Origin of the sequence: Weissella hellenica, assembly GCF_005405545.1 — a bacterium.
In the GTDB taxonomy this organism is placed as follows: domain Bacteria; phylum Bacillota; class Bacilli; order Lactobacillales; family Lactobacillaceae; genus Weissella; species Weissella hellenica.
The window spans coordinates 76,575-96,571 of the sequence record NZ_BJEG01000004.1 but is presented as its reverse complement, the minus strand read 5'-3'; the positions used below and the strand labels follow the sequence as shown (position 1 = coordinate 96,571).

Annotated in this window: 14 protein-coding genes and 1 tRNA gene; 1 reads left to right on the top strand and 14 read right to left on the bottom strand. The window is 38.5% G+C overall.

What is annotated here, in order from left to right; all coding sequences use genetic code 11:
* Nucleotides 1-2: 2 nt before the first annotated feature.
* The 14 genes from FFM61_RS03745 to FFM61_RS03680 form a co-directional block, all read right to left on the bottom strand.
* A complete protein-coding gene (locus FFM61_RS03745; protein WP_074427311.1) occupies nucleotides 3-1,295 on the bottom strand; it encodes an adenylosuccinate synthase in 1,293 nt (430 codons plus the stop codon).
* A 230-nt stretch (nucleotides 1,296-1,525) separates the two neighbouring features.
* On the bottom strand, nucleotides 1,526-4,102 hold the full coding sequence (locus FFM61_RS03740) for a cation-translocating P-type ATPase (RefSeq protein WP_074427310.1): 2,577 nt from the start codon (nucleotides 4,100-4,102) through the stop codon (nucleotides 1,526-1,528).
* Between the two features lie 166 nt (nucleotides 4,103-4,268).
* Nucleotides 4,269-6,002 carry a septation ring formation regulator EzrA gene (locus FFM61_RS03735; RefSeq protein ID WP_074427309.1) on the bottom strand — a complete coding sequence of 578 codons (1,734 nt, stop codon included), beginning with the start codon at nucleotides 6,000-6,002 and terminating at the stop codon, nucleotides 4,269-4,271.
* A 239-nt stretch (nucleotides 6,003-6,241) separates the two neighbouring features.
* Nucleotides 6,242-6,853, bottom strand: coding sequence for a 30S ribosomal protein S4 (gene rpsD, locus FFM61_RS03730; RefSeq protein WP_074427308.1), 612 nt, complete (start codon nucleotides 6,851-6,853; stop codon nucleotides 6,242-6,244).
* Nucleotides 6,854-7,086: 233 nt separating this feature from the next.
* Nucleotides 7,087-7,791 (bottom strand): GntR family transcriptional regulator, encoded by a 705-nt coding sequence (locus tag FFM61_RS03725; RefSeq protein WP_074427307.1) that lies wholly within the window; start codon nucleotides 7,789-7,791, stop codon nucleotides 7,087-7,089.
* A 5-nt stretch (nucleotides 7,792-7,796) separates the two neighbouring features.
* Nucleotides 7,797-8,972 (bottom strand): N-acetylglucosamine-6-phosphate deacetylase, encoded by a 1,176-nt coding sequence (nagA, locus tag FFM61_RS03720; RefSeq protein ID WP_074427306.1) that lies wholly within the window; start codon nucleotides 8,970-8,972, stop codon nucleotides 7,797-7,799.
* Between the two features lie 235 nt (nucleotides 8,973-9,207).
* Complete coding sequence (locus tag FFM61_RS03715; RefSeq protein ID WP_074427305.1) at nucleotides 9,208-11,193, bottom strand: ABC transporter ATP-binding protein/permease; 1,986 nt, start codon at nucleotides 11,191-11,193, stop codon at nucleotides 9,208-9,210.
* Between the two features lie 256 nt (nucleotides 11,194-11,449).
* Nucleotides 11,450-12,259, bottom strand: a complete 810-nt coding sequence (locus FFM61_RS03710) for an HAD family hydrolase (RefSeq protein WP_074427304.1) — start codon at nucleotides 12,257-12,259, stop codon at nucleotides 11,450-11,452.
* 19 nt (nucleotides 12,260-12,278) lie between these two features.
* Nucleotides 12,279-14,810, bottom strand: coding sequence for a M1 family metallopeptidase (locus tag FFM61_RS03705; protein WP_074427303.1), 2,532 nt, complete (start codon nucleotides 14,808-14,810; stop codon nucleotides 12,279-12,281).
* 133 nt (nucleotides 14,811-14,943) lie between these two features.
* Nucleotides 14,944-15,015 (bottom strand) — tRNA-Glu (locus FFM61_RS03700).
* A 76-nt stretch (nucleotides 15,016-15,091) separates the two neighbouring features.
* Complete coding sequence (locus FFM61_RS03695) at nucleotides 15,092-15,883, bottom strand: pyrroline-5-carboxylate reductase family protein (RefSeq protein ID WP_074427302.1); 792 nt, start codon at nucleotides 15,881-15,883, stop codon at nucleotides 15,092-15,094.
* Between the two features lie 111 nt (nucleotides 15,884-15,994).
* Nucleotides 15,995-17,179 (bottom strand): FtsW/RodA/SpoVE family cell cycle protein, encoded by a 1,185-nt coding sequence (locus tag FFM61_RS03690; protein ID WP_074427301.1) that lies wholly within the window; start codon nucleotides 17,177-17,179, stop codon nucleotides 15,995-15,997.
* A gap of 28 nt (nucleotides 17,180-17,207) precedes the next feature.
* Entirely contained in the window at nucleotides 17,208-17,417 is a 210-nt protein-coding gene (locus FFM61_RS03685; protein ID WP_074427300.1) for a DUF2969 family protein, read from the bottom strand.
* 12 nt (nucleotides 17,418-17,429) lie between these two features.
* Nucleotides 17,430-18,410 (bottom strand): rod shape-determining protein, encoded by a 981-nt coding sequence (locus tag FFM61_RS03680; protein WP_074427299.1) that lies wholly within the window; start codon nucleotides 18,408-18,410, stop codon nucleotides 17,430-17,432.
* A gap of 181 nt (nucleotides 18,411-18,591) precedes the next feature.
* On the opposite strand from FFM61_RS03680, the gene FFM61_RS03675 reads away from it, so the two are divergent.
* The gene (locus FFM61_RS03675) at nucleotides 18,592-19,962 is read left to right on the top strand and encodes a UDP-N-acetylmuramoyl-tripeptide--D-alanyl-D-alanine ligase (RefSeq protein ID WP_074427298.1); all 1,371 of its coding nucleotides are present in this window, start codon (nucleotides 18,592-18,594) and stop codon (nucleotides 19,960-19,962) included.
* The last annotated feature ends 35 nt before the right edge of the window (nucleotides 19,963-19,997 follow it).

Here is a 19,997-nt window from a genome sequence, read left to right as displayed (position 1 = left end):
GCTTACTCCTTATTCCAGATATCAAACAAGATAATTGTTTGTTCGTTTGATGGACCAACCGCAAATGTATACAAAGGTACACCAATTAGTTCTTCAACACGCTTTAAATAATTTTCTGCATTTGCTGGTAATTCTTCACGTGACTTAATACCTGTAATATCTTCTGACCAACCTGGTAATTCCTCATAAATTGGTGTTACGCGTTCTACATCCTTTAAGCTTGCTGGGTAATGTGAAATACGTTGTCCGTCTAATTCATAAGCGACAGCCAATTTTACCGTTTCAAGACCTGACAAAACATCTAAACTATTCAATGACAAGTGTGTAAAGCCACCAATTCGGGCAGAATGACGCAAAACAACTGTATCTAACCAACCAATACGACGAGGTCGCTTGGTCACAACACCGTATTCATGACCAATTTCACGAATACGATCGCCGACTTCATCAAATAATTCCGTTGGGAAAGGTCCGTCACCAACACGTGATGTGTATGCTTTAGCTACCCCCACTACGCCATTGATTTTTGTAGGTCCAACACCAGCACCAACTGTTGCGCCACCACCAACTGGTGAAGATGATGTCACATATGGATAGGTTCCTTGATCAAGATCCAGCATTGCACCTTGTGCGCCTTCAAACAATACGCGCTTTTCATCATCTAAATAATCATTAATCAAAACTGTTGTATCAACAATATAAGGGCTTAAAATCTGTCCGTAGCCGTAGTATTCTGCTACCAATGTTTCTACATTGAACGGCTCTTCATGATAAATTTTTTCTAAAATTTCATTTTTTTCGGCTAACACGTTACTTAGACGTGCACGCAAGACATCTTCATCTAGTAAATCAGCCACGCGAATACCAATACGAGCGGCCTTATCCATATAAGTTGGGCCAATACCACGTCCAGTTGTGCCAATCTTACCATCACCCTTTTTAGCATCAGCTAATTTATCCATTAACATATGGTAAGGGAAAATCACATGAGCTCGGTCAGAAATACGTAAATTGTCAGTTGTTACGCCTTGCGCTTGGATTTCATGTAATTCATCCAACAATGCTTTAGGATTAACAACAGTACCGTTACCAATAACAGCTAATCGCTCAGGATTGAAAATCCCTGATGGTACAGAAGATAACTCAAATTTTTTGCCATCTACATAAATTGTGTGTCCGGCATTGTTACCACCTTGGTAACGGACCACCATATCAGAGTTTTGTGAGATAAAGTTTGTAATCTTTCCCTTACCTTCATCACCCCATTGACTACCAACAACTACAATCCCTGCCATATTGGCCTCCTATTTTCAGGTTCGCTAAAAACGAACAATATAAACTTTTCTCAATACTTAATTAATTTTACCAAGAAAATCACTATGTTTCAACGTTATTCTAATTAAAAGTTCGACTTTTAATCAAAAAACGCGTTAAAAAACTAATAATATGACATTAAATACTATCTTTCACAATTCGTTTCACTAAAAAACGCACAAGAACCGAACGTCTTGTGCGTTTAAATGAATTACTTGTTGTTCTTAATTGCTTTAGCAATTTCCCAATAAATATTTGGTACTAATGACAAGACAATTGTGATTAACCAGGCTGTACCCGTTAATGATACAAAGCTAAATAATGTTTGTGTCACTGGGAAAACAACTAGTAAGATTGTCAACAGCGTCGCCAATGCTGCCATCATAACTAACATTGGATTTGCACTAAATTTAATCTTAAACATTGATTCCTCACTACGAATATTAAAGACATGTAAAATTGACGTTAGTGATAAGACAATAAAGGCCATTGTGTTTCCAAGTTCTGGATTACCCACATGAACACCATAACCTTGTGCAATCAACGTTGGGATTGCAAACAAAATCACACTTATCATGATCTTGCCAGCTAATCCATTGGCGAAGATACTTGCTTTAGGGCTTACTGGTTTTTGATTCATCACATTATCATGAACAGGTTCACGACTCAAAGCGAAACCAGGTAACCCATCAGCTACCAAATTAATAAACAATAGTTGCGTTGCAATCAGTGGTGATCCCCAACCGAATATCATCGCTGCCACAATAATCACAATTTCTGACATGTTTGAACTCATCAAGAAATTAATGGTCTTACGGATATTACCATAAATACCACGACCAACTTCAACAGCATGCACAATTGTTGCAAAGTTATCATCAGTTAAAACAATTGCCGATGCTTCACGCGCAACATCAGTTCCTGTTTCACCCATTGCAATACCGACATCAGCACTACGTAAGGCTGGGGCATCGTTAACCCCATCTCCCGTCATGGCAACAACATCGCCACGTTTTTGCCATGATTTAACAATACGAATCTTATCTTCTGGCGTTACTCGTGCATAAACTGCATATTTTTCAACATTTTTGTCTAATTCTGCATCAGACATTTTATGTAATTCAGCCCCTGACAAAGCATGGTCATCATCACCTAAAATACCAATTTCACGTGCAATGGCACTAGCTGTTACCACGTGATCACCTGTAATCATGACTGGCTTAATACCCGCTGCACGTGCTTGCGCAACTGCTTCAGCTGATTCAGGACGTGGTGGATCAATAATACCAACCAGCCCCAATAATGTCATATTACTTTCAACTTCGTCTTCAGTTGGTTCGTCACTAATTGATGCTAATTTAACTGCTCCTACGGCAATAACACGTAATGCTTTCGAACCAAATTGCTCATTCACATCAGTAGCATCATGATGGATACTTTCGGGGAATTTTGGTAGTAAAACATCAAAAGCACCTTTCGTAACTGCAAGATAACCATCGGCTACTTTGTGTACAGTTGTCATACGCTTTCGTGTTGAGTTAAATGGAATTTCAAAAACCTTCGGATAAGTTGCTTGTAGGTCTTCATATTCTGAGTATTCACCTACAGCATTAACCATCGCAATTTCAGTAGGTAATCCTACTACTTCATCTTCTGGCTTTGTCACATTAGTTGATAAAGCTCCGAATTTCAAAACGTCTGGTAAATCACTTGCAATTTCATGATCATCAAAAATTTTATTAGCTTGCGCATCCCATACACGACGCACAGTCATCTTATTTTGCGTTAGGGTTCCTGTTTTATCAGATGCAATCACCGTTGCTGAACCCAATGTTTCGACAGCAGGTAAACGACGTACAATCGCATGTTGTTTTGCCATTTTTTGCACGCCTAATGCCAAAGTAATTGTCACAATAATCATTAATGTTTCAGGAACTACCGCAACGGCTAATGATACAGCCGTCATAAACAAAGTAAGCAATGGCTCGCCATTGAATATTCCCAAACCAATCACAACTAGCGCAGCTAAAATAGCAATAACACTCAAACGCTTACCTAGTTGTGCAAGACGTATCTGTAATGGCGTTTGTTCACGTTTTTGATCACCTAACAAACCAGCAATCTTTCCCATTTCAGTTTCCATACCAACAGCTGTTACTTTTGCAACACCACGACCGTTAACAACCGCTGTACCACGATAAACGCGGTCTAAACGATCACCCAATGCATCTTCTTCAGTTGATTCAAAATCTGCATCTTTCTCAATGGCATCACTTTCCCCAGTCAATGCCGATTCTTCAACTCTTAATTCTGTTGTCTCAAGCAAACGTGCATCAGCAGAAATCCGTTTACCATTTTCTAAAATCATTAAATCGCCAACTACAATATCAGCAATTGAGATTGTTTTAATCTGACCGTCACGCTTAACAGTTGCTTGCGCTACCTCTAAACTTTTTAACGAATCTAAAGCTGCTTCAGCTCGTCCTTCTTGATAGATTGATAATACTGAATTAATGATAACAATTGCAATAATTAAGACACTTTCAAAATAGTGACCATTTCCTTGCATGATCGACGTTATCAAAGAAATAACAGCGGCAATAATCAAAATAATTGTTGCAACATCACTTAAACTACGCTTTACCTTTTGCCATAAAGGTTCTTTAGCTGCTTCTTGAAAAACATTCTGACCATACTGTTCTCTCGCACTTTGAACTTGATCACTCGTTAACCCATTAACTCTATCCACGCTTTTCAGGGCATGGTCCTGACTTACATTTTCTGCCATATTCTCTCCTTCTGTTGTTAGAATTCATCTTTCCCTTATTTAAATACTACCAAATGATTGATTATTTGTAAAGTTTTTACTTAAAACATAACTTTTTAAATGATATTTGACAATAATAAAAAAACACCTTATCGAAACAAAAGTGTTTCAGATAAAGTGCTATCAATTATTCTTGTTCTAAATATTCTGCTTGCAAAGTTGCTTGCTCTTGCCGGTACTGTTGCACAACACGATTGGTTAACCCTGGCTCAATTTGATCCAAAATAACCGCTAGCGTCTTCATTGATTGTTCATAATCATAACTTGTCTCATAAAAGTAGCGTGCCTGTTGCGTGGATTGTGCAACTGCTGGATTGTCACGGTACATGAGCGCTTTACGTACTAACCGCTCCGTAATTGTTGCTGCTTCAATCAAACTATCCGTTCGTTCTTGTAACGTATCTAAATCTGCTGTCACAATACTTAGTTGACGTAAAACATCATCAATATTAACTCGTGAAAATCCTAATTGTTGTTTTACCCGTTCTAATTCATCACTAACAGAATAAAAAATCGATAAGTAGGTATCTGGCAATCCTGGTAAGCCTTGCCGCTCAAACGAACGTTGAATCAAGCGCAATTTATCAGCTAATAGCGTAACGCGCTTTTTTGATTGTCCCAACACCGTTGGCAATTCTTGAAATGCTTGCCACATAGTTGTCTGTTCCTGAGCAATCCGTTTAAGATCAGTAATCATCGCCTCTTGTTGCCCAATTAAAGTTGAGAAAACAGCCTCATGACGACTGATATGTTGCCTTAATTCTTCAAAATTAACCGTATTATTGCCTAATTGAATTTCCCAACTACGAATTTGTCCTAATTCATCTTTTGAAAAAACAAAATCTTGATTCAAGCGATCCAAACGGGCATATAATTCATGGTTTTGACGTTTATTTTGTGCGACATAACCTGTTAATTTTTCATTGTTTTCCCAAACAACTTGCGCAGCTTTGGCTTCTTCATCAAAAGTTTCATACAAAAGTTCAGTTTGCGCCTTCATCTTTGCAATTTCTTCTGTTGCTTTTTTCAACGTTAATTCTTGCAACAATTCTAACGTTGCTTGTCGTTGTTCCGCAATATTTGCTAATTGCTTTTCAATGTTGGTTTCAAATTTAAAACCTTCTGCCGCCATTTTATTATATGCATTTTGTAATTCAGTCAGTTGACCTGGAATCGTATCTGTTAATTCAGTATTAATCGTTGGGATTTGTTCAATACGTTGCTCTAACTGATTCGTCTCCATACTCAATGTTTCATAAATACCAGCCGCAGTTGCATGATCACCCATTTCAGTTAAACGAGAAAACTCATCAAAATCTTCTTCAAGTGATCCCAAAATTTCTTCTAATTTATCAATTGCTGGACCGAATGCAAAATTTTGTGATAATAGCAACTTACGCAATTCTTGATACTTAGCTTCTAAATCTTTAACTGCTTGTTTGTGTGCTTCATCTAATTGTTCTAGATCATTTAAACCTTGGTTAACAACATCTATTGTCGTTTCGGCTTCACGAATTTGACGTTGCAACTCCTTCATTCCCTGCGACGTTTTTAAAAAGTTTAATCCTTGTGAATCAAACAACACTGTATTTGCTTTTAAATCGATACTATTAAATTCTGTTTTTTCCAAATGATTATATTTAGTTTCCAACAATTGAAATTGTTTCAAAGATTGTCCTGTCAAACTTAACTGACGACCTTTGATTAACCGATCACGCATTGGAATCTCAGTTAATTGTGATTTTTTTTGAACTAACTTATTAACCTTACGTGCCGTCAATCGTTGAGAGACAAAGATAATCAAATAAATGGCTGCAACTACAATAATTAAGCCAATTACAATATGTCCAATCTGTGTCATACTCTTTTATCTGGTGAACTATTGTCACCATACTCCTAACTTTCGGGAATTCTAATATGCTTAGCGTACCACGTGACGCACCATTCATGTTGTTTTTTAATACGGTTTAGTGTTTATTTGTTGTTCTTTAACATTTTTTAACTTTTTATTTTACATATTACCTGATATACAAAAAAAGCCAAGACAAATGTCTTAGCTTTTTTGTATCGTTAAACCACATACCGATGTAATAATTAAAATTATCCAATACGGTTGTAGTACTCAACGATTAGTGATTCGTTGTACTCGTGATCCAATTCAGCACGCTCTGGTTCGCGAACCAAAGTTCCCTTTAATGCATCCTTATCAAACTCAACGAATGGTAGAGTTCCAGCTTGTGCTTCAACAGCAGCTTGGATGTAAACATTCTTTTGTGACTTCTCACGAATTGAAATTTCTTGTCCAACACTAACTTCGTATGAAGGAATATCAACACGCTTACCATCAACCAAAACGTGGCCGTGGTTTACAAGTTGACGTGCTTGTTGGCGAGTAGTTGCCAAACCTAGACGGTAAACAAGGTTGTCCAAACGACGCTCTAGCAATGACATAAAGTTATCACCGTGAGTACCCTTACGAACCTTACCTGCCTTCAAGAACAAGTTGTGGAATTGACGTTCAGTCAAACCGTAAGTAAAACGAACCTTTTGCTTTTCAGCTAATTGAATACCATAATCAGATGGCTTTGAACGACGTCCGGCACCGTGATCACCAGGTGCGTAGTTACGACGAGCAAGTTCTTTTCCAGTACTTGACAATGAAACGCCTAGACGACGTGACAAACGGTACTTAGGACCAGTATAACGTGACATATTAAAATGTCCTCCAGAATTTTTATTTTGTTGAATTCTAGAGAGTTGCCTCACATTCGTGCAATTTACCCAAACGTTCGCTGCTGCAGCGCAGTTACTGGTGTGTTCTCCGCCATTACTGAAACGGGTCGGTAAATTGTTGACGAGCTTGCGGACAACCCGCTGCAGTTTTCAACACTTCAAACATTTTATCAAATTACTGAATAATACACAAGGATTAGTTACTTTAGTGCTTATGATTTTTCCATGTAAAACTCAAAACGTGACCCAACATACTGCGTTTGCACATATTCAAATGGCACATCTTTTGCATCGTAAGTGATTTGTCGCAATACCAAAACAGGGTCACCACGTTTAATGGCTAAATACTCGGATACCCGCTCTTTAACTGCTGCTGCTGTCACAACCTGTTTTGCTCGACCAATTTTCAAGCCACGTTCTTTAGCTAACGTACGATATAATGAATCCGTCAATGCTTGGCGTGATAATCCTGTCACTAATGATTCAGGAATCGCTGCCACCTCAAATGCAATCGGTTCACCATCCCCATACCGCACACGTTCCATACGGAGCACTCGATCATTTTCATTTAACAATAACTGTTCTTGTTCAGAATTTGATGCACGACCAATATGGAAACTAACGGCCTTAGAGGTTGCTTGTTTACCAGCATCTGCCATTAAATCAGTAAATGACGTAATGCCATTTAAATGCTCCTGTACCTTTTGTTCTGATACAAAAGTTCCTGAACCAACCCGGCGCTCTAAAATACCCTCATCAACTAATAGCATAATTGCTTGACGTAACGTCATTCGTGAAACACCAAACTGATCAGCCAATTCTCGTTCTGCAGGAATCCGATCACCTGGAACCCAACGACCTGCATCAATTGCTTCATGAATCTCATCATGAATTTGAATATATACCGGAGAACCCATCTTCTTTACTCCTTTATTTGAACACCGTCTTGTTTGGAAAAACGGCGTCCCATACTATAAGTTGCCGTTAATTCAGAAAAATCAGCACTAAAGATATTTAAATCAGCATCCTTACCAACCGCTAAGGTACCTTTAGTCGTTAACCCAAATTCAACAGCTTGATTAACTGACGCCATTTGAATTGCTTCATGGACTGTCGCACCTGTAAAGGCCATCATATTTCGGAATGCATCATCGAACTCCAATACCGATCCTGCTAAGGTACCATCAGCTAACCGGGCTTGCTTATCTTTAACCCAAACCTTTTGACCACCTAGTTCAGACTCACCATCACCTAGTCCTTTAGCACGCATCGAATCTGTAATCAAATCAATTCGCTTTGCTGACTTTAATTTGTAAGCAAGGTTAACCATATCAGGATACACATGGAACCCGTCAACAATCAACTCTGTTCGAATATTATCCTCTAACATCGCATGCCCCGTCACACCTGGTTCACGATGTGCCATTGGCCGTTGTGCATTATACAAATGTGTTATATGGCTAGCTTTTGAATATTGCTGTAAAAATTCGCGCGTTGCATTGGAATGCCCAATTGAACCAATAATATTATGTTCAGCTAAATAGTTTTCAAAATCAGCGACATTTGCTGCTTGTTCTGGTGCATAAGTAATCAGACGCACACGATTACCTGATAATTCATGCCATTTTTGCACTAATTCTTGACTAGGCGCAATAATATGTTGTTCTGGTTGTGCACCCTTAAAATGAGGATTAATAAAAGGTCCTTCCAAATGAACCCCCACAATAGCGGGTTCTTGGTTAGCAGCTTCATTAATTGCCACCATTGCATTTGAAATATTTTCTACAGATTGGGTCATCGTCGTTGGAAAAACGGATGTAATTCCCTCTGAAATTTGTCCATGAACCATATTGACGACATCCTGAGCATTACCGTCCATTGTGTCAAATCCATATGCACCATGTGTATGCACATCAATGAAGCCAGGCACAATCACTTGACGATCAGCGCGAATAATTTGATCATTCGCACTAATTATTAATTCTGCCATCGTGCCAATCGCCTCAATCTGCTTATCAAACCGTATATAAGCATCTTTTAGTATCGGTTGATTATCATTTCCTGTATAAATAGTTGCGTGTGTTAATACTTTACTCATGATTATTCCCCTTATTCATTCAATGACACAAGCGGATGATGGCCGTCTGAAATTCATTTCTAATCGTCTCTAAGTTTACACGGTCTATACCGATTTTTCTAGTCATCTCTTCCACAAAAAGCATTGACTAAGTTCAATTATCACATCCCGATAGTTCAAGTATATTAAAAAATGCCCAGCTATCATTTCAAAATGATAGCTGGGCACTTTTCGTATATCACATACAGCGATTTAATTAATCTGCAGACAAAGCAGCAATTGGATTTAATTTAGCTGCCCGACGAGCAGGTAACAATGCTGCTAGGAATGAAATAATCAAGGCCAAGATTAACGTGACCAAAATATTTCCAAGTGAAATTTGAATCATATTAAACGATGCGATTTTGTACAATGCATGATTCAATATGCCTCCTACTACAAAGGCCAATACAACTGCTAAGACAAAACTTGCCAAACCAATCAATACTGATTCTGAAGTAAATAAGCGACGAACGTCTTTTTTTCTTTCACCCAAAGCACGTAGAATTCCAATTTCTTTAGTACGTTCTGAAACAGACATAAACATCGTCACAATAATCATCAACGCTGAGACAATTAATGAAATTGCAGCAATCGCTGCTAACACATTAGTTGCCAATGACACAATCGTATTTATTGTATCCAGAATTGAACCAACTGTTATCGCAGAAAATGCGCGCTTGCCATCACTATTCTTAATGTTTTGCACTGCTTTTTGGAACGGCTTAACAGCATCAGCATCTTTCACACGAACTGTTGCAAATAATGGATTAGTTGCTGCACCATTTTGCTCATACGCATCTTTAACTGTTTTAGCATCAACAACATTAGCTGTTCCGGCCTGGCCAGCATCGATCACACCAGAAATTTTCAAATCTTTATTAATTGTCACTGGTGTTTGACCGTCATCTTTAACCGTCACCCAAGTCACATTAATATGCTTACCGACAATTGATTGCCAATCTTTTTTATCAAATTGCTTTGCAACAGTTTTCTTATCAACCAAAATTTCATCCTTGCCAGGCACATGACCTACCTTAACAAGTTTCTTTTGATACGTTGCGGACCAAGTTTGTACGGTCCCTAAGTTATAATCTTTATCGTCTAGCTTTCCTTTAACGCCTGCTAATTGATACCCTGGTTGGACACCTTTAGCACCTTTAGTCTGACGAATTTGTTTCATTTGCTGGTTTGAAATCGTTGTTTTCTCAATATCAACCCCACCTGCACCGGCAGTCGCTTGACCAACACCACCATTGCCATCATCTTCTTGATAACGTGTAACCGTAATTGCCGTTGGGTTAGCTAATGAATTAACTTGATCGTTAATGTAAGCTTTAACACCATTCCCCAAACCAGAAAATAGCATAACAGCAAATAATCCAATCGCTGTTCCCAACATAATTAATGAATTACGCCAAAAACTAAAGGTTAGGTGTTTATATGCATTTCGATATGAGGAACTTGCCGGCAATGGTCGATCAGATAGTCTTTCAACATTTTCAGGTAACGCAAATGGTTCACGCAAACGTTGATTATTATCAATTTTTCCATCTGCCAAGTGCACAATCCGAGTCCCATGATCAGCAACATCTTGTGAATGGGTTACCGCGATAACTAACCGACCTTCTGCAGCAATTTCATTTAAAATTTCTAAAACATCTGCTGTATTCTCTGCATCCAAAGCCCCTGTTGGCTCATCAGCAATAATGACTTGTGGGTCTGAAGCTAATGCTCGTGCAATCGCAACACGTTGCTTTTGACCACCAGATAATTGATTAGGATGCTTACGAATTTGTTCACCTAAGCCAACTCGTTGCAACAATTCAGTTGCCCGTTTCGTTTTTTCAGTCTGTGAGAGTGTTGTCATTTCTAATGAGACCAACACATTTTCCAATACCGTTAAATGACTAATCAAGTTGTATGATTGATAAATATAACCAATAGTCCCCCGACGGTATGCATCTAATTGATTTTCTAAACGATGGTCTAAAGTTTTTCCTTCGATCGTAACTGAACCGTCAAATTCACGATCTAAACCACCAATAATATTCATCAAGGTAGACTTACCACCACCGGATTCACCTAAGATCGAGACAAACTCGCCTAACTCAAAATCCAAGTCAATTCCCTTTAAAACAGGAAATTTCTCTTTACCTAAATAATAAGATTTTTGAATATCTCTTAATTCTAAATATGCCATTTACACTCCTCCGAGCACTTGCTTATGCTACCATAATTATTGGCTAGTTTACGCTATTCAAAAGTCATTGTCAACAAACTTAACATTCTATAAAAAAAGTTAGGACAAATGAAGACGTCCTAACTTTTTTAGTTAAAAATGTATTAATTATGCGTCTAAAATTTTTACAGTATAAATGCGTTTCAAAAGTCTGCAGCCTCCATGTCATGCAAGTTACACACTGGCTGCAAATGACTTTTATCTCGCTTTCTTTTTATTATGCGATGATTTTTTCGATTTCAGCTAACACACCATCGTGATCATTATCATTTGCAACCACATGGTAACCTCGACCAAATAACCGTTCATCAGAATTTGGCATAATATAAGTTTGACCTGCCAGTTGCATCATTTCTAAGTCGTTCATACCATCGCCAAAGACCAGCAAATCCGCTGGTTTAATATTGATTTGTCTTATCAGCTTAGCCAAACTGGTTGCTTTATTAACGCCAGCTGCCAAAATATCTACAGTACCGTAACCTGAGGTAGTCACATGTAATGGTAGGTGATCATTATCTACAACGTCAATAACCGCTTGCGCATTCGCTGATGAAAATACGCCAGTAACACTGACTAATGGTTCGTTAATATCTGCTAAATGATCAACAACAATAATATTTGGATAGGTTTGGGTAACATCTGCTTTAATGCCATCTGTATCATCCTCTAATCCAGATAATTGATACATATTATTAGCTGAAAAAGCAATCACACGGATAGCTGAAAATTCTGGTCGCAATAACAATGTCTCCAATTTTGGTAACACTGCCATATCAATATTTCGTTCATGCAATATTTCAGAACCATTAACTCGCCATGTTGCACCATTCCCAGTTACGAGGTGAACACGATCCGCTAGCTTGCCAAATTTATTTTTAACCCACTTTTCATCACGACCAGTGGCAATCGCAAATTGATCACCGTTTGCTGCTAAATCATCTAAAAGAGCCTCAAATCGTGGTTTATTGAAATGACGTTTGCCATCCAAAAATGTTTGATCTAAATCACTTACAAATAAACGCGTCATATTAACTTCTCCTTGTTAGTTATAGTGCTTTACTAATTGCCTGATGCACAGCTGTTTTTTCATCAGTAATCAAATCCACACGACCTGCAATAACATTCACATCCATTGTGATTTCACGCCCTAACCCTGGGGTGTCTATCTTTGGTTCAAAGAAAGCTTTAAATTCGGCTAGTCTTTTCCCTGTCTTGAATACAGCTGCAGTCACGGTAATATATGTTGTAAACTCCATATCACCACCAACTGTCTTTTCAAGCCATGTCCATTCATCGCGTAACCAGTCCCAAGCTAATTGTTGCCCTTGATCATTACTTAGAATACCTCTGTACCAGCCACGCAAATCTTGTGGCTTAATCACGTCACTATTTTTGAAGTAAGAGATAATTTCCTTGATAAAGGTAACATCCTTAGTTTTTGTCAAAGCCACCATAATATCACGTTGATAGCCACCATCAGCTGTTGTTTGATAATCTGATAATAATTGATCAAACAAAGCACGATCACCATAACGTTTCACTTCATTAGCCAAAATATCTGCACGGACATCAGCTGGTAATGCAACCAATGCTGTACGATTTGTAACGACTAATTCATGAGCTGAACTAACCGCTACTGCATTTTTGGCATATAAGGCTGCATCTACAATAACCGGTCGACTTACTTGATCAGCGACTGTTTCATCAGACTGACCTTGCCATCCTAAGCGTGTAAATTGATCAGCACTTAACTGATTAACTAATTGTTGCAATTGATTTTCTGCTTCTGTACCCGTCATGACGAACTTCTTCAAATTGTTAACAACCTGGTATAGTGCTGTATTCACAACACCCGAATGGCTGTTAGCAAAGCTGCGTAACAACGGTACAATAACCGCATATGAAATCTGACATCCCTCAGCGAGCAAGCGCAAATCCTGTAATAGTTGTAACTGTGTAATCGCATCTAGATTATCAATGTCAGCCAAAATTTCCTGCAATAAATCCGGTGCATAATTAACAATAAAATGTGCAGTATTACCAACATTCAAGCGGAATGGTGCGCCTGCCTGTTGGCGCATTGTCTTGTAATCACCTAGCACCACCTTATTTGTCACCATTAATTCTTGTACATCTGTATAGTTACTATTCAAAGGGATTTGCCATTGACGATCTTGATCAACACCATCCCCAATAAAGAATTGTTGTTGACTTAATTGCAATTGACCAGCAACCACTTCAACTGTTAATACTGGATAGCCTGGCTGTTCTAGCCAAGTGTTCATCATTGTAGTCAAATCAATTCCAGCTGCTTGACCAAGTGCGGCCCATAAGTCAGCACCACGTGCATTACCATATTGATGAGCTTCAAAATATGCTTTCAAGCCGCGACGTAAAGCATCATCCCCAATCAAAGCACGAACCATGACCAACATGCGTGATCCTTTTGCATACACAATTGCGCCATCGAAAATGGCATCAATTTCTGCAGGCTCTTCAACTTGGACATGGACAGATTGAACACCATCGGTCGCATCACGCTGTAACGCTGCTGCGGCTTCTGATGTTTGGAATAATTCCCAAATATGCCAGTCAGGTTCCAATGCATCAATTGCGACATATTCCATCATATTAGCAAAACTCTCGTTCAACCATAGATCATCCCACCATTGCATCGTTACCAAATCACCAAACCATTGGCGGGCTAATTCATGGGCAATAACCGTTGCGACACGTTGCTTCATTTCTAATGATGCGTTGTTCTCATCAAGTGCCAAATATGCCTCACGATATGTTACTAAGCCCCAGTTTTCCATTGCACCTGCCGAAAAATCAGGCAAAGCTAACTGCCAAGAGTGTGGCAATGGATATGGTGTTTGATAATAGTCTTCAAAAAATTCAATTGCACGTTTCGCAATATCTAATGCAAAATTTAATTCAGATGCTTGATGCGCTTTCGTTGAAAAGACACCCACTTGGACACCACTATTAGTTTGTGTCAATTTACTTTGCATATCACCAAAGGCAAAAGCAACCAAATAAGTTGACATCTTAACTGTTTCAGCGAAATAATGCACACCATCAACCACTTTTTCTTCTGGCATATTGGCAATAATCGTTTCGCCAACTTGTTCATCATACTTAATCGCTAGTGAAAAAGTCGCCTTAGCTGCTGGTTCGTCAACACTTGGAAATGCTTGCCGAGCAGCTGTCGTCTCAAATTGCGTGCCAATTAATTGTTTCTTTTCACCATTGATTTGATAATACGATGGATAAATTCCCATCATCGTATCAGTTAACGGTGCTGTGTAATCAACGACAATCGTTATTTCACCAGTATGTGGTGCTGTAAACGCGATTGTTTCACTATCATCATCAACTACTGCGCTGACAACTTGATCATCAATCATAACTTGTTGTACTGTCATAAATTTTTGGTGCAACAAAATCTCAGTCTGCTTAGCACCCCCTTTAATTGCTACTGTACCAGCAATGTCTTTTGTTGCCCGATTAATATCTAAATAAATATCATAATGTGTTGGTTGAAATATATCTACCAAACGTTGTCCTGCTACCATAAATTTATTATCCCCCTATCGTTTATGACTAATAATCATATATGACCTATTTTATCATAGTCTTTACTAGACAGGATTGTCTTTCTAATGCATAAAAAAAGGACTAACAATTATTGTTAGTCCTTTTAACTGATAGCTCATCAGGGAGTTGAACCCTGGATGCCGGTGTGAAAAACCGGAGTCTTAACCGCTTGACCAATGAGCCATTATTATTACGTTGCCTCAACGACATAAATAATAATACCATTTTTAAAAATGTATTGCAAGTGTTTTTTTATTTTTTATTCAAATTCAGCATTTTTGGCCATTGTAGCAGTAATTGTGTCCAATACAAGTTGGTTTAAATTACCCTTTTGTAAAACATCATAACCTGCCGCCGTTGACCCACCAGGCGTCATGACTTCATTAGCAAGCGTTAATGGGGTCTTTTTTGCTTCAATCATATGACGGGCCGTTCCAGCAACTGTTTGTTCAGCTAGGCGCGCAGCAATTTCTTCGGTTAAACCATTTTTTAACGCCGCTTGTTTAAGCGCTTCAGTAAATGCAGCCACAAATGCTGGGCCAGAGCCAGCAACAGCACTAGCAGCACCAAATTTTTCTTCAGCTAACTCATCTGTTCGTCCAAATTCCAAAAAGAGTGCTGCCACCGCACCCTTGATATCAGGATTTGTATCTTTATCGAAAGCTAATGCAGTATATCCATACTTAACACCAACATTAACATTCGGTAAAGCACGCGTAATAATCAACTGTTCACCTAACGCTTGATGTAACTGTGCTAAGGAAATACCGCCTAAAACAGATGCTACAATCACACTAGGTTTCATCAAAATAGCTGGTTGTAACATTTTAGCTGTAGCTGCTAATTGGTCTGCTGGTGTTGCCAAAACTACTAAATCTGACTTTAACCAGACTGCCATTGCAGAATCTTCAGCCGTAATACCCAACTCTTTTGCAACTCTTTTACCAGAATTTGGTGAATATACAGTTAATTGCACTTCAGGATTGCCAGACCATCCTTGTATCATAGCTTGAGCCATATTACCTGAACCAATAAATCCAATTGTAAGCATACTATACTCCTTTATTACTTTCATTATTTTTTATCATAACATAGCCCCTATCATTGCAAAAGAAAAGTGAGTCAAAGCGTTTAACTAGCAACCACTTTAACTCACTTATTATTATGAAAAACCTTCACGTTCGGACAATGAGAATGATTTATTATGATAGCGCATTGACATAATCAAGCCAATACCAATCATATTACCAATTAATGCCGAACCTCCTTGCGAGATAAACGGTAATGGAATTCCTGTTAATGGTACTAAACCAATGTTCATACCGATATTTTCAAAGATATGGAACAGTAGCATCATGACAACACCAGTTGCAATGTAAGCATAAAATTGGTTAGATGAATCAAACACAACTTGAATAATTTGGTATATCAACAAGAAGTATAAGATAAGTAACAACACACCACCAACAAAGCCAAAGTTTTCACCAATAACTGAAAAAATCATATCAGATTCACGCACTGGTACATCGACGTGTGACACATTAAAGCCGGTACCAGTAATACCACCTGATCCAATCGCCTTAATTGATTGCCACAATTGGTAAGCCCCATTTGACGTATCATTTTGTGGATTTAACCAGGCATCGATACGTGTAAATTGATAAGCCTTAAACCCAATATTTTCTAGCATATGGCGACCCCAGGTTTGCGTCACTAATAAAATAGCAACCGAACCTAATGCCCCAACAAAAGCAATAATTGGCCCCAGAATTAACCATGATAGACCAGACACTAAAGTCATACCAAAAACAACAGCAATAAACACTAAATTAGTTCCAAAATCGCTACCATTAACAATCAATACAGGCACTGTCCACAACATGATTTTTAATAGTAAACGCCAGTCTGATTTCATTGTATGTGTCGGATTAGCAATATTATGATCAGTAATAACACGCGCTAGCATAATAATGAAAGCTGGTTTCATTATCTCAGCTGGCTGAAACGTTACTGGTCCAATTGCAAACCACTTACCACCAGTACTATCGTAATAAGCTTTCGAATAAAAGAACAAAACTGCTACCATCAACAACATACCGATTCCAAAGGCATATGGCGCAATTCGCCATAATTGTTCTGAATCAAATTGCATCAAAATAACAACGCCAATGATACCAACAATATAATAGGCTAATTGCAAAACAACCATCCTAATTACATTAACACCTGCATCATGTGTTCCTGCGACATACAATGAAGCCAAGCCAATCAGCGCTAACATCATGACAACAAAGATGATCGACCAATCAATTTCCCCACCATCTTTTGAGAAAAAACGTTTAAGCATGTTTCCCCCTTTTTATTGGTTCATTATATTAATGATGTAAATTATATTCAGCAAGCAGACTAGCAACTGCATTATCAAAATTATCTGCCGTTTGTGTGTGACCATCAGCAAAAGTTACCACAAGCGGTGCATCCTTTTCATCAACAGTTCCCAAGATTACTTTATTAATGATGATTTGAGAAACACTATCATCAAGTTCATTTATTTCAACAGCAACTGGTTTATTTTTACGTGCCATATTTTACCTTCCTTATTTTGCATGCATGTGTGCAAGAAGCTTACCCGCTCCTTTAGCAACATTATCCAATGGTTTGTCAGAAATCATTACAGGTACCCCTAGGTGTTGGGCAATTAAGCTATCAACACCACGTAGTAAGGCACCACCACCCGTTAACACGATACCACGATCAATGATATCAGATGCTAATTCGGGTTGAGTACGTGATAATACTCGATGAGCAGCATCAACAATTAACGCCAAGGTATCATGCATCGCCAGCTCAACTTCATTGGCATCCAATGTAATTGTTCGTGGCATTCCTGTAAAGGCATCACGACCACGAACCTCCATTTCTTCCGGCTCATCTAACGGATTAGCCGTCCCAATTTGGATTTTAATTTGTTCAGCAGTACGTTCACCAATCTGCAAACCATGATCATTTTTAACCATCATTGTAATATCAGTGTTCATTTTGTCACCAGCAACACGAATTGACTCTGATGTGACAATATCGCCAAGTGACAAAACTGCAATATCTGTTGTACCACCACCCATATCAATAACCATCGATGCAATGGGTGAAAAAATATCTAAGCCTGCACCGACTGCAGCAACCTTGGGCTCATATTCTAAATAAACTTTACCACCACCAGATTTCTCGGCAGCACCCATAATCGCTTTACGTTCAATACTTGTGATGTTAGTTGGCGCACATACCATGATATTTGGTCGTGCCATGATGCCCTTAACATTTAATTTTGACATAAACCGCGACAGCATCGCTTCAGTCATATCAAAATCAGAAATAACACCATCTTTTAATGGACGAACGGCTCGAATATTTCCTGGCGTACGACCTACCATTTGATAGGCCTCCGTTCCAACTGCTAAAATTTTTTCTGTTTTCGTATCAATTGCCACCACGGATGGTTCATTTAAAATGATTCCCTCTCCATCAACATAAATCAGCACATTTGCCGTTCCTAAATCAACGCCGATTTCTTTGGCCATGAATTTCACCTCTTGTTTTGTATCGAGCAAGCTCGTCCAAATTTCTAAATACTATCTTTAATAGTATAAACCATACGCAAAAAAAAATCTTGCAAAATCCGCATCCATTCACTTTGATTGCCGGCAGTTTGCGAACATAGTAAAATAATAAGTAACAAAAACTTCCAAAGGACTAAGAAAAATGAAATTAAACATTAAAGAAATGGCTGCAATTTTAAATGCACCCATTCAAAATGAGGCTGATGTTTTTATCACCAACACAACCTTTGATTCACGCCAAGCAACACAAAACAGTTTATTTGTTCCCTTGGTTGCTGACAATGACGGTCATAACTATATTGCCTCAGCTAAAGAAAACGGTGCTAGTGTCGCGCTATGGCAGGCGGACCACCTTGATGTACCAACGGATATGCCTATCATTATAGTTCCAGATACTTTGGCAGCCTATCAACAATTAGCCAGCCACTATCTTAATCAGGTTAACCCTAAAGTTGTCGCCGTTTCTGGTTCAAATGGTAAAACAACTACCAAAGATTTTATCGCTGCAATTGGTCAAAAAAAATATCGCACTGTTAAAACACCAGCTAATTTCAATAATGAAATTGGGGTGCCACAAACAATTTTATCAATGCCTAATGACACCGAATTATTAGTTATCGAAATTGGTATGGATCACCCTGGTGATTTAGACTTTCTATCAAAGCTGGTTAAACCCGATATCGCTCTGCTAACGATGATTGGTGAAGCCCACATTGAATTTTTTAAAACACGTGCGCATATTGCTGACGGTAAGATGGAAATCATTAACGGCTTGAAGGAAAATGGTCATTTGGTTTTTAATGGTGATGAGCCCTTACTTAATGAACGTGTTGTCCAACATGCCTCTATAAATCATGATTCATTCGGTTTAACAAACAACAACGATTTATTTGCTAGCGAAATTGAGATGACACCATTAAAAGCTAGTTTCATCACTAATCAAAGCACGCAACGTTTCACAATTCCATTAACTGGTAAATACAATGTCGCCAATGCTTTAGCTGCTATTAGCGTTGGTCATCTATTACATGTCACCGATGAGCAAATTGCAGTTGCTTTATTAAATGCCCCCATCACTGAAAACCGCACTGAATGGCTAGTTGGTAATTTCGGCGGTAAAATCCTATCTGACGTTTATAACTCTAATCCAACTGCAGCTAAAGAGGTCTTAAATTTCTTTGCTGAAGTACCAACTACTGGTCAGCGTTTCGCTGTCATCGGGGACATGTTGCAACTCGGTGAAGCTTCAGCCGCTTTACATGCTAGTGTCGCTGATAGTTTAGATCCTGATAAAATCCAACGTGTTTATCTCGTTGGAGAAGAAATCGCACCATTAGAGGATGTGCTACGTGATATTTATCCAGCTGGCAGCGTCAAGCGTTATGCCATCGCGGATCAAGAAACACTACTAAAAGACTTATTAAATGATTTATCTGCTAACGACATGGTTATGTTGAAGGGATCACACGGCGTACACCTTGAAAACATTGTTAAGCAGTTGAAAGCTAACTAAACTTACAATAACTGATATATAGAAAATAGTGAGAC

Excerpts from the sequence above, each read along its gene's own strand:
- FFM61_RS03675 (WP_074427298.1), top strand. The coding sequence starts at position 18,592 with ATGAAATTAAACATTAAAGAAATGGCTGCAATTTTAAATGCACCCATT.
- FFM61_RS03710 (WP_074427304.1), bottom strand. The coding sequence starts at position 12,259 with ATGACGCGTTTATTTGTAAGTGATTTAGATCAAACATTTTTGGATGGC.
- FFM61_RS03705 (WP_074427303.1), bottom strand. The coding sequence starts at position 14,810 with ATGGTAGCAGGACAACGTTTGGTAGATATATTTCAACCAACACATTAT.
- FFM61_RS03725 (WP_074427307.1), bottom strand. The coding sequence starts at position 7,791 with ATGGGTTCTCCGGTATATATTCAAATTCATGATGAGATTCATGAAGCA.
- FFM61_RS03735 (WP_074427309.1), bottom strand. The coding sequence starts at position 6,002 with ATGACACAGATTGGACATATTGTAATTGGCTTAATTATTGTAGTTGCA.
- FFM61_RS03740 (WP_074427310.1), bottom strand. The coding sequence starts at position 4,102 with ATGGCAGAAAATGTAAGTCAGGACCATGCCCTGAAAAGCGTGGATAGA.
- FFM61_RS03715 (WP_074427305.1), bottom strand. The coding sequence starts at position 11,193 with ATGGCATATTTAGAATTAAGAGATATTCAAAAATCTTATTATTTAGGT.
- FFM61_RS03685 (WP_074427300.1), bottom strand. The coding sequence starts at position 17,417 with ATGGCACGTAAAAATAAACCAGTTGCTGTTGAAATAAATGAACTTGAT.
- FFM61_RS03690 (WP_074427301.1), bottom strand. The coding sequence starts at position 17,179 with ATGCTTAAACGTTTTTTCTCAAAAGATGGTGGGGAAATTGATTGGTCG.
- nagA (WP_074427306.1), bottom strand. The coding sequence starts at position 8,972 with ATGAGTAAAGTATTAACACACGCAACTATTTATACAGGAAATGATAAT.
- FFM61_RS03680 (WP_074427299.1), bottom strand. The coding sequence starts at position 18,410 with ATGGCCAAAGAAATCGGCGTTGATTTAGGAACGGCAAATGTGCTGATT.
- rpsD (WP_074427308.1), bottom strand. The coding sequence starts at position 6,853 with ATGTCACGTTATACTGGTCCTAAGTACCGTTTGTCACGTCGTCTAGGC.
- FFM61_RS03745 (WP_074427311.1), bottom strand. The coding sequence starts at position 1,295 with ATGGCAGGGATTGTAGTTGTTGGTAGTCAATGGGGTGATGAAGGTAAG.
- FFM61_RS03695 (WP_074427302.1), bottom strand. The coding sequence starts at position 15,883 with ATGCTTACAATTGGATTTATTGGTTCAGGTAATATGGCTCAAGCTATG.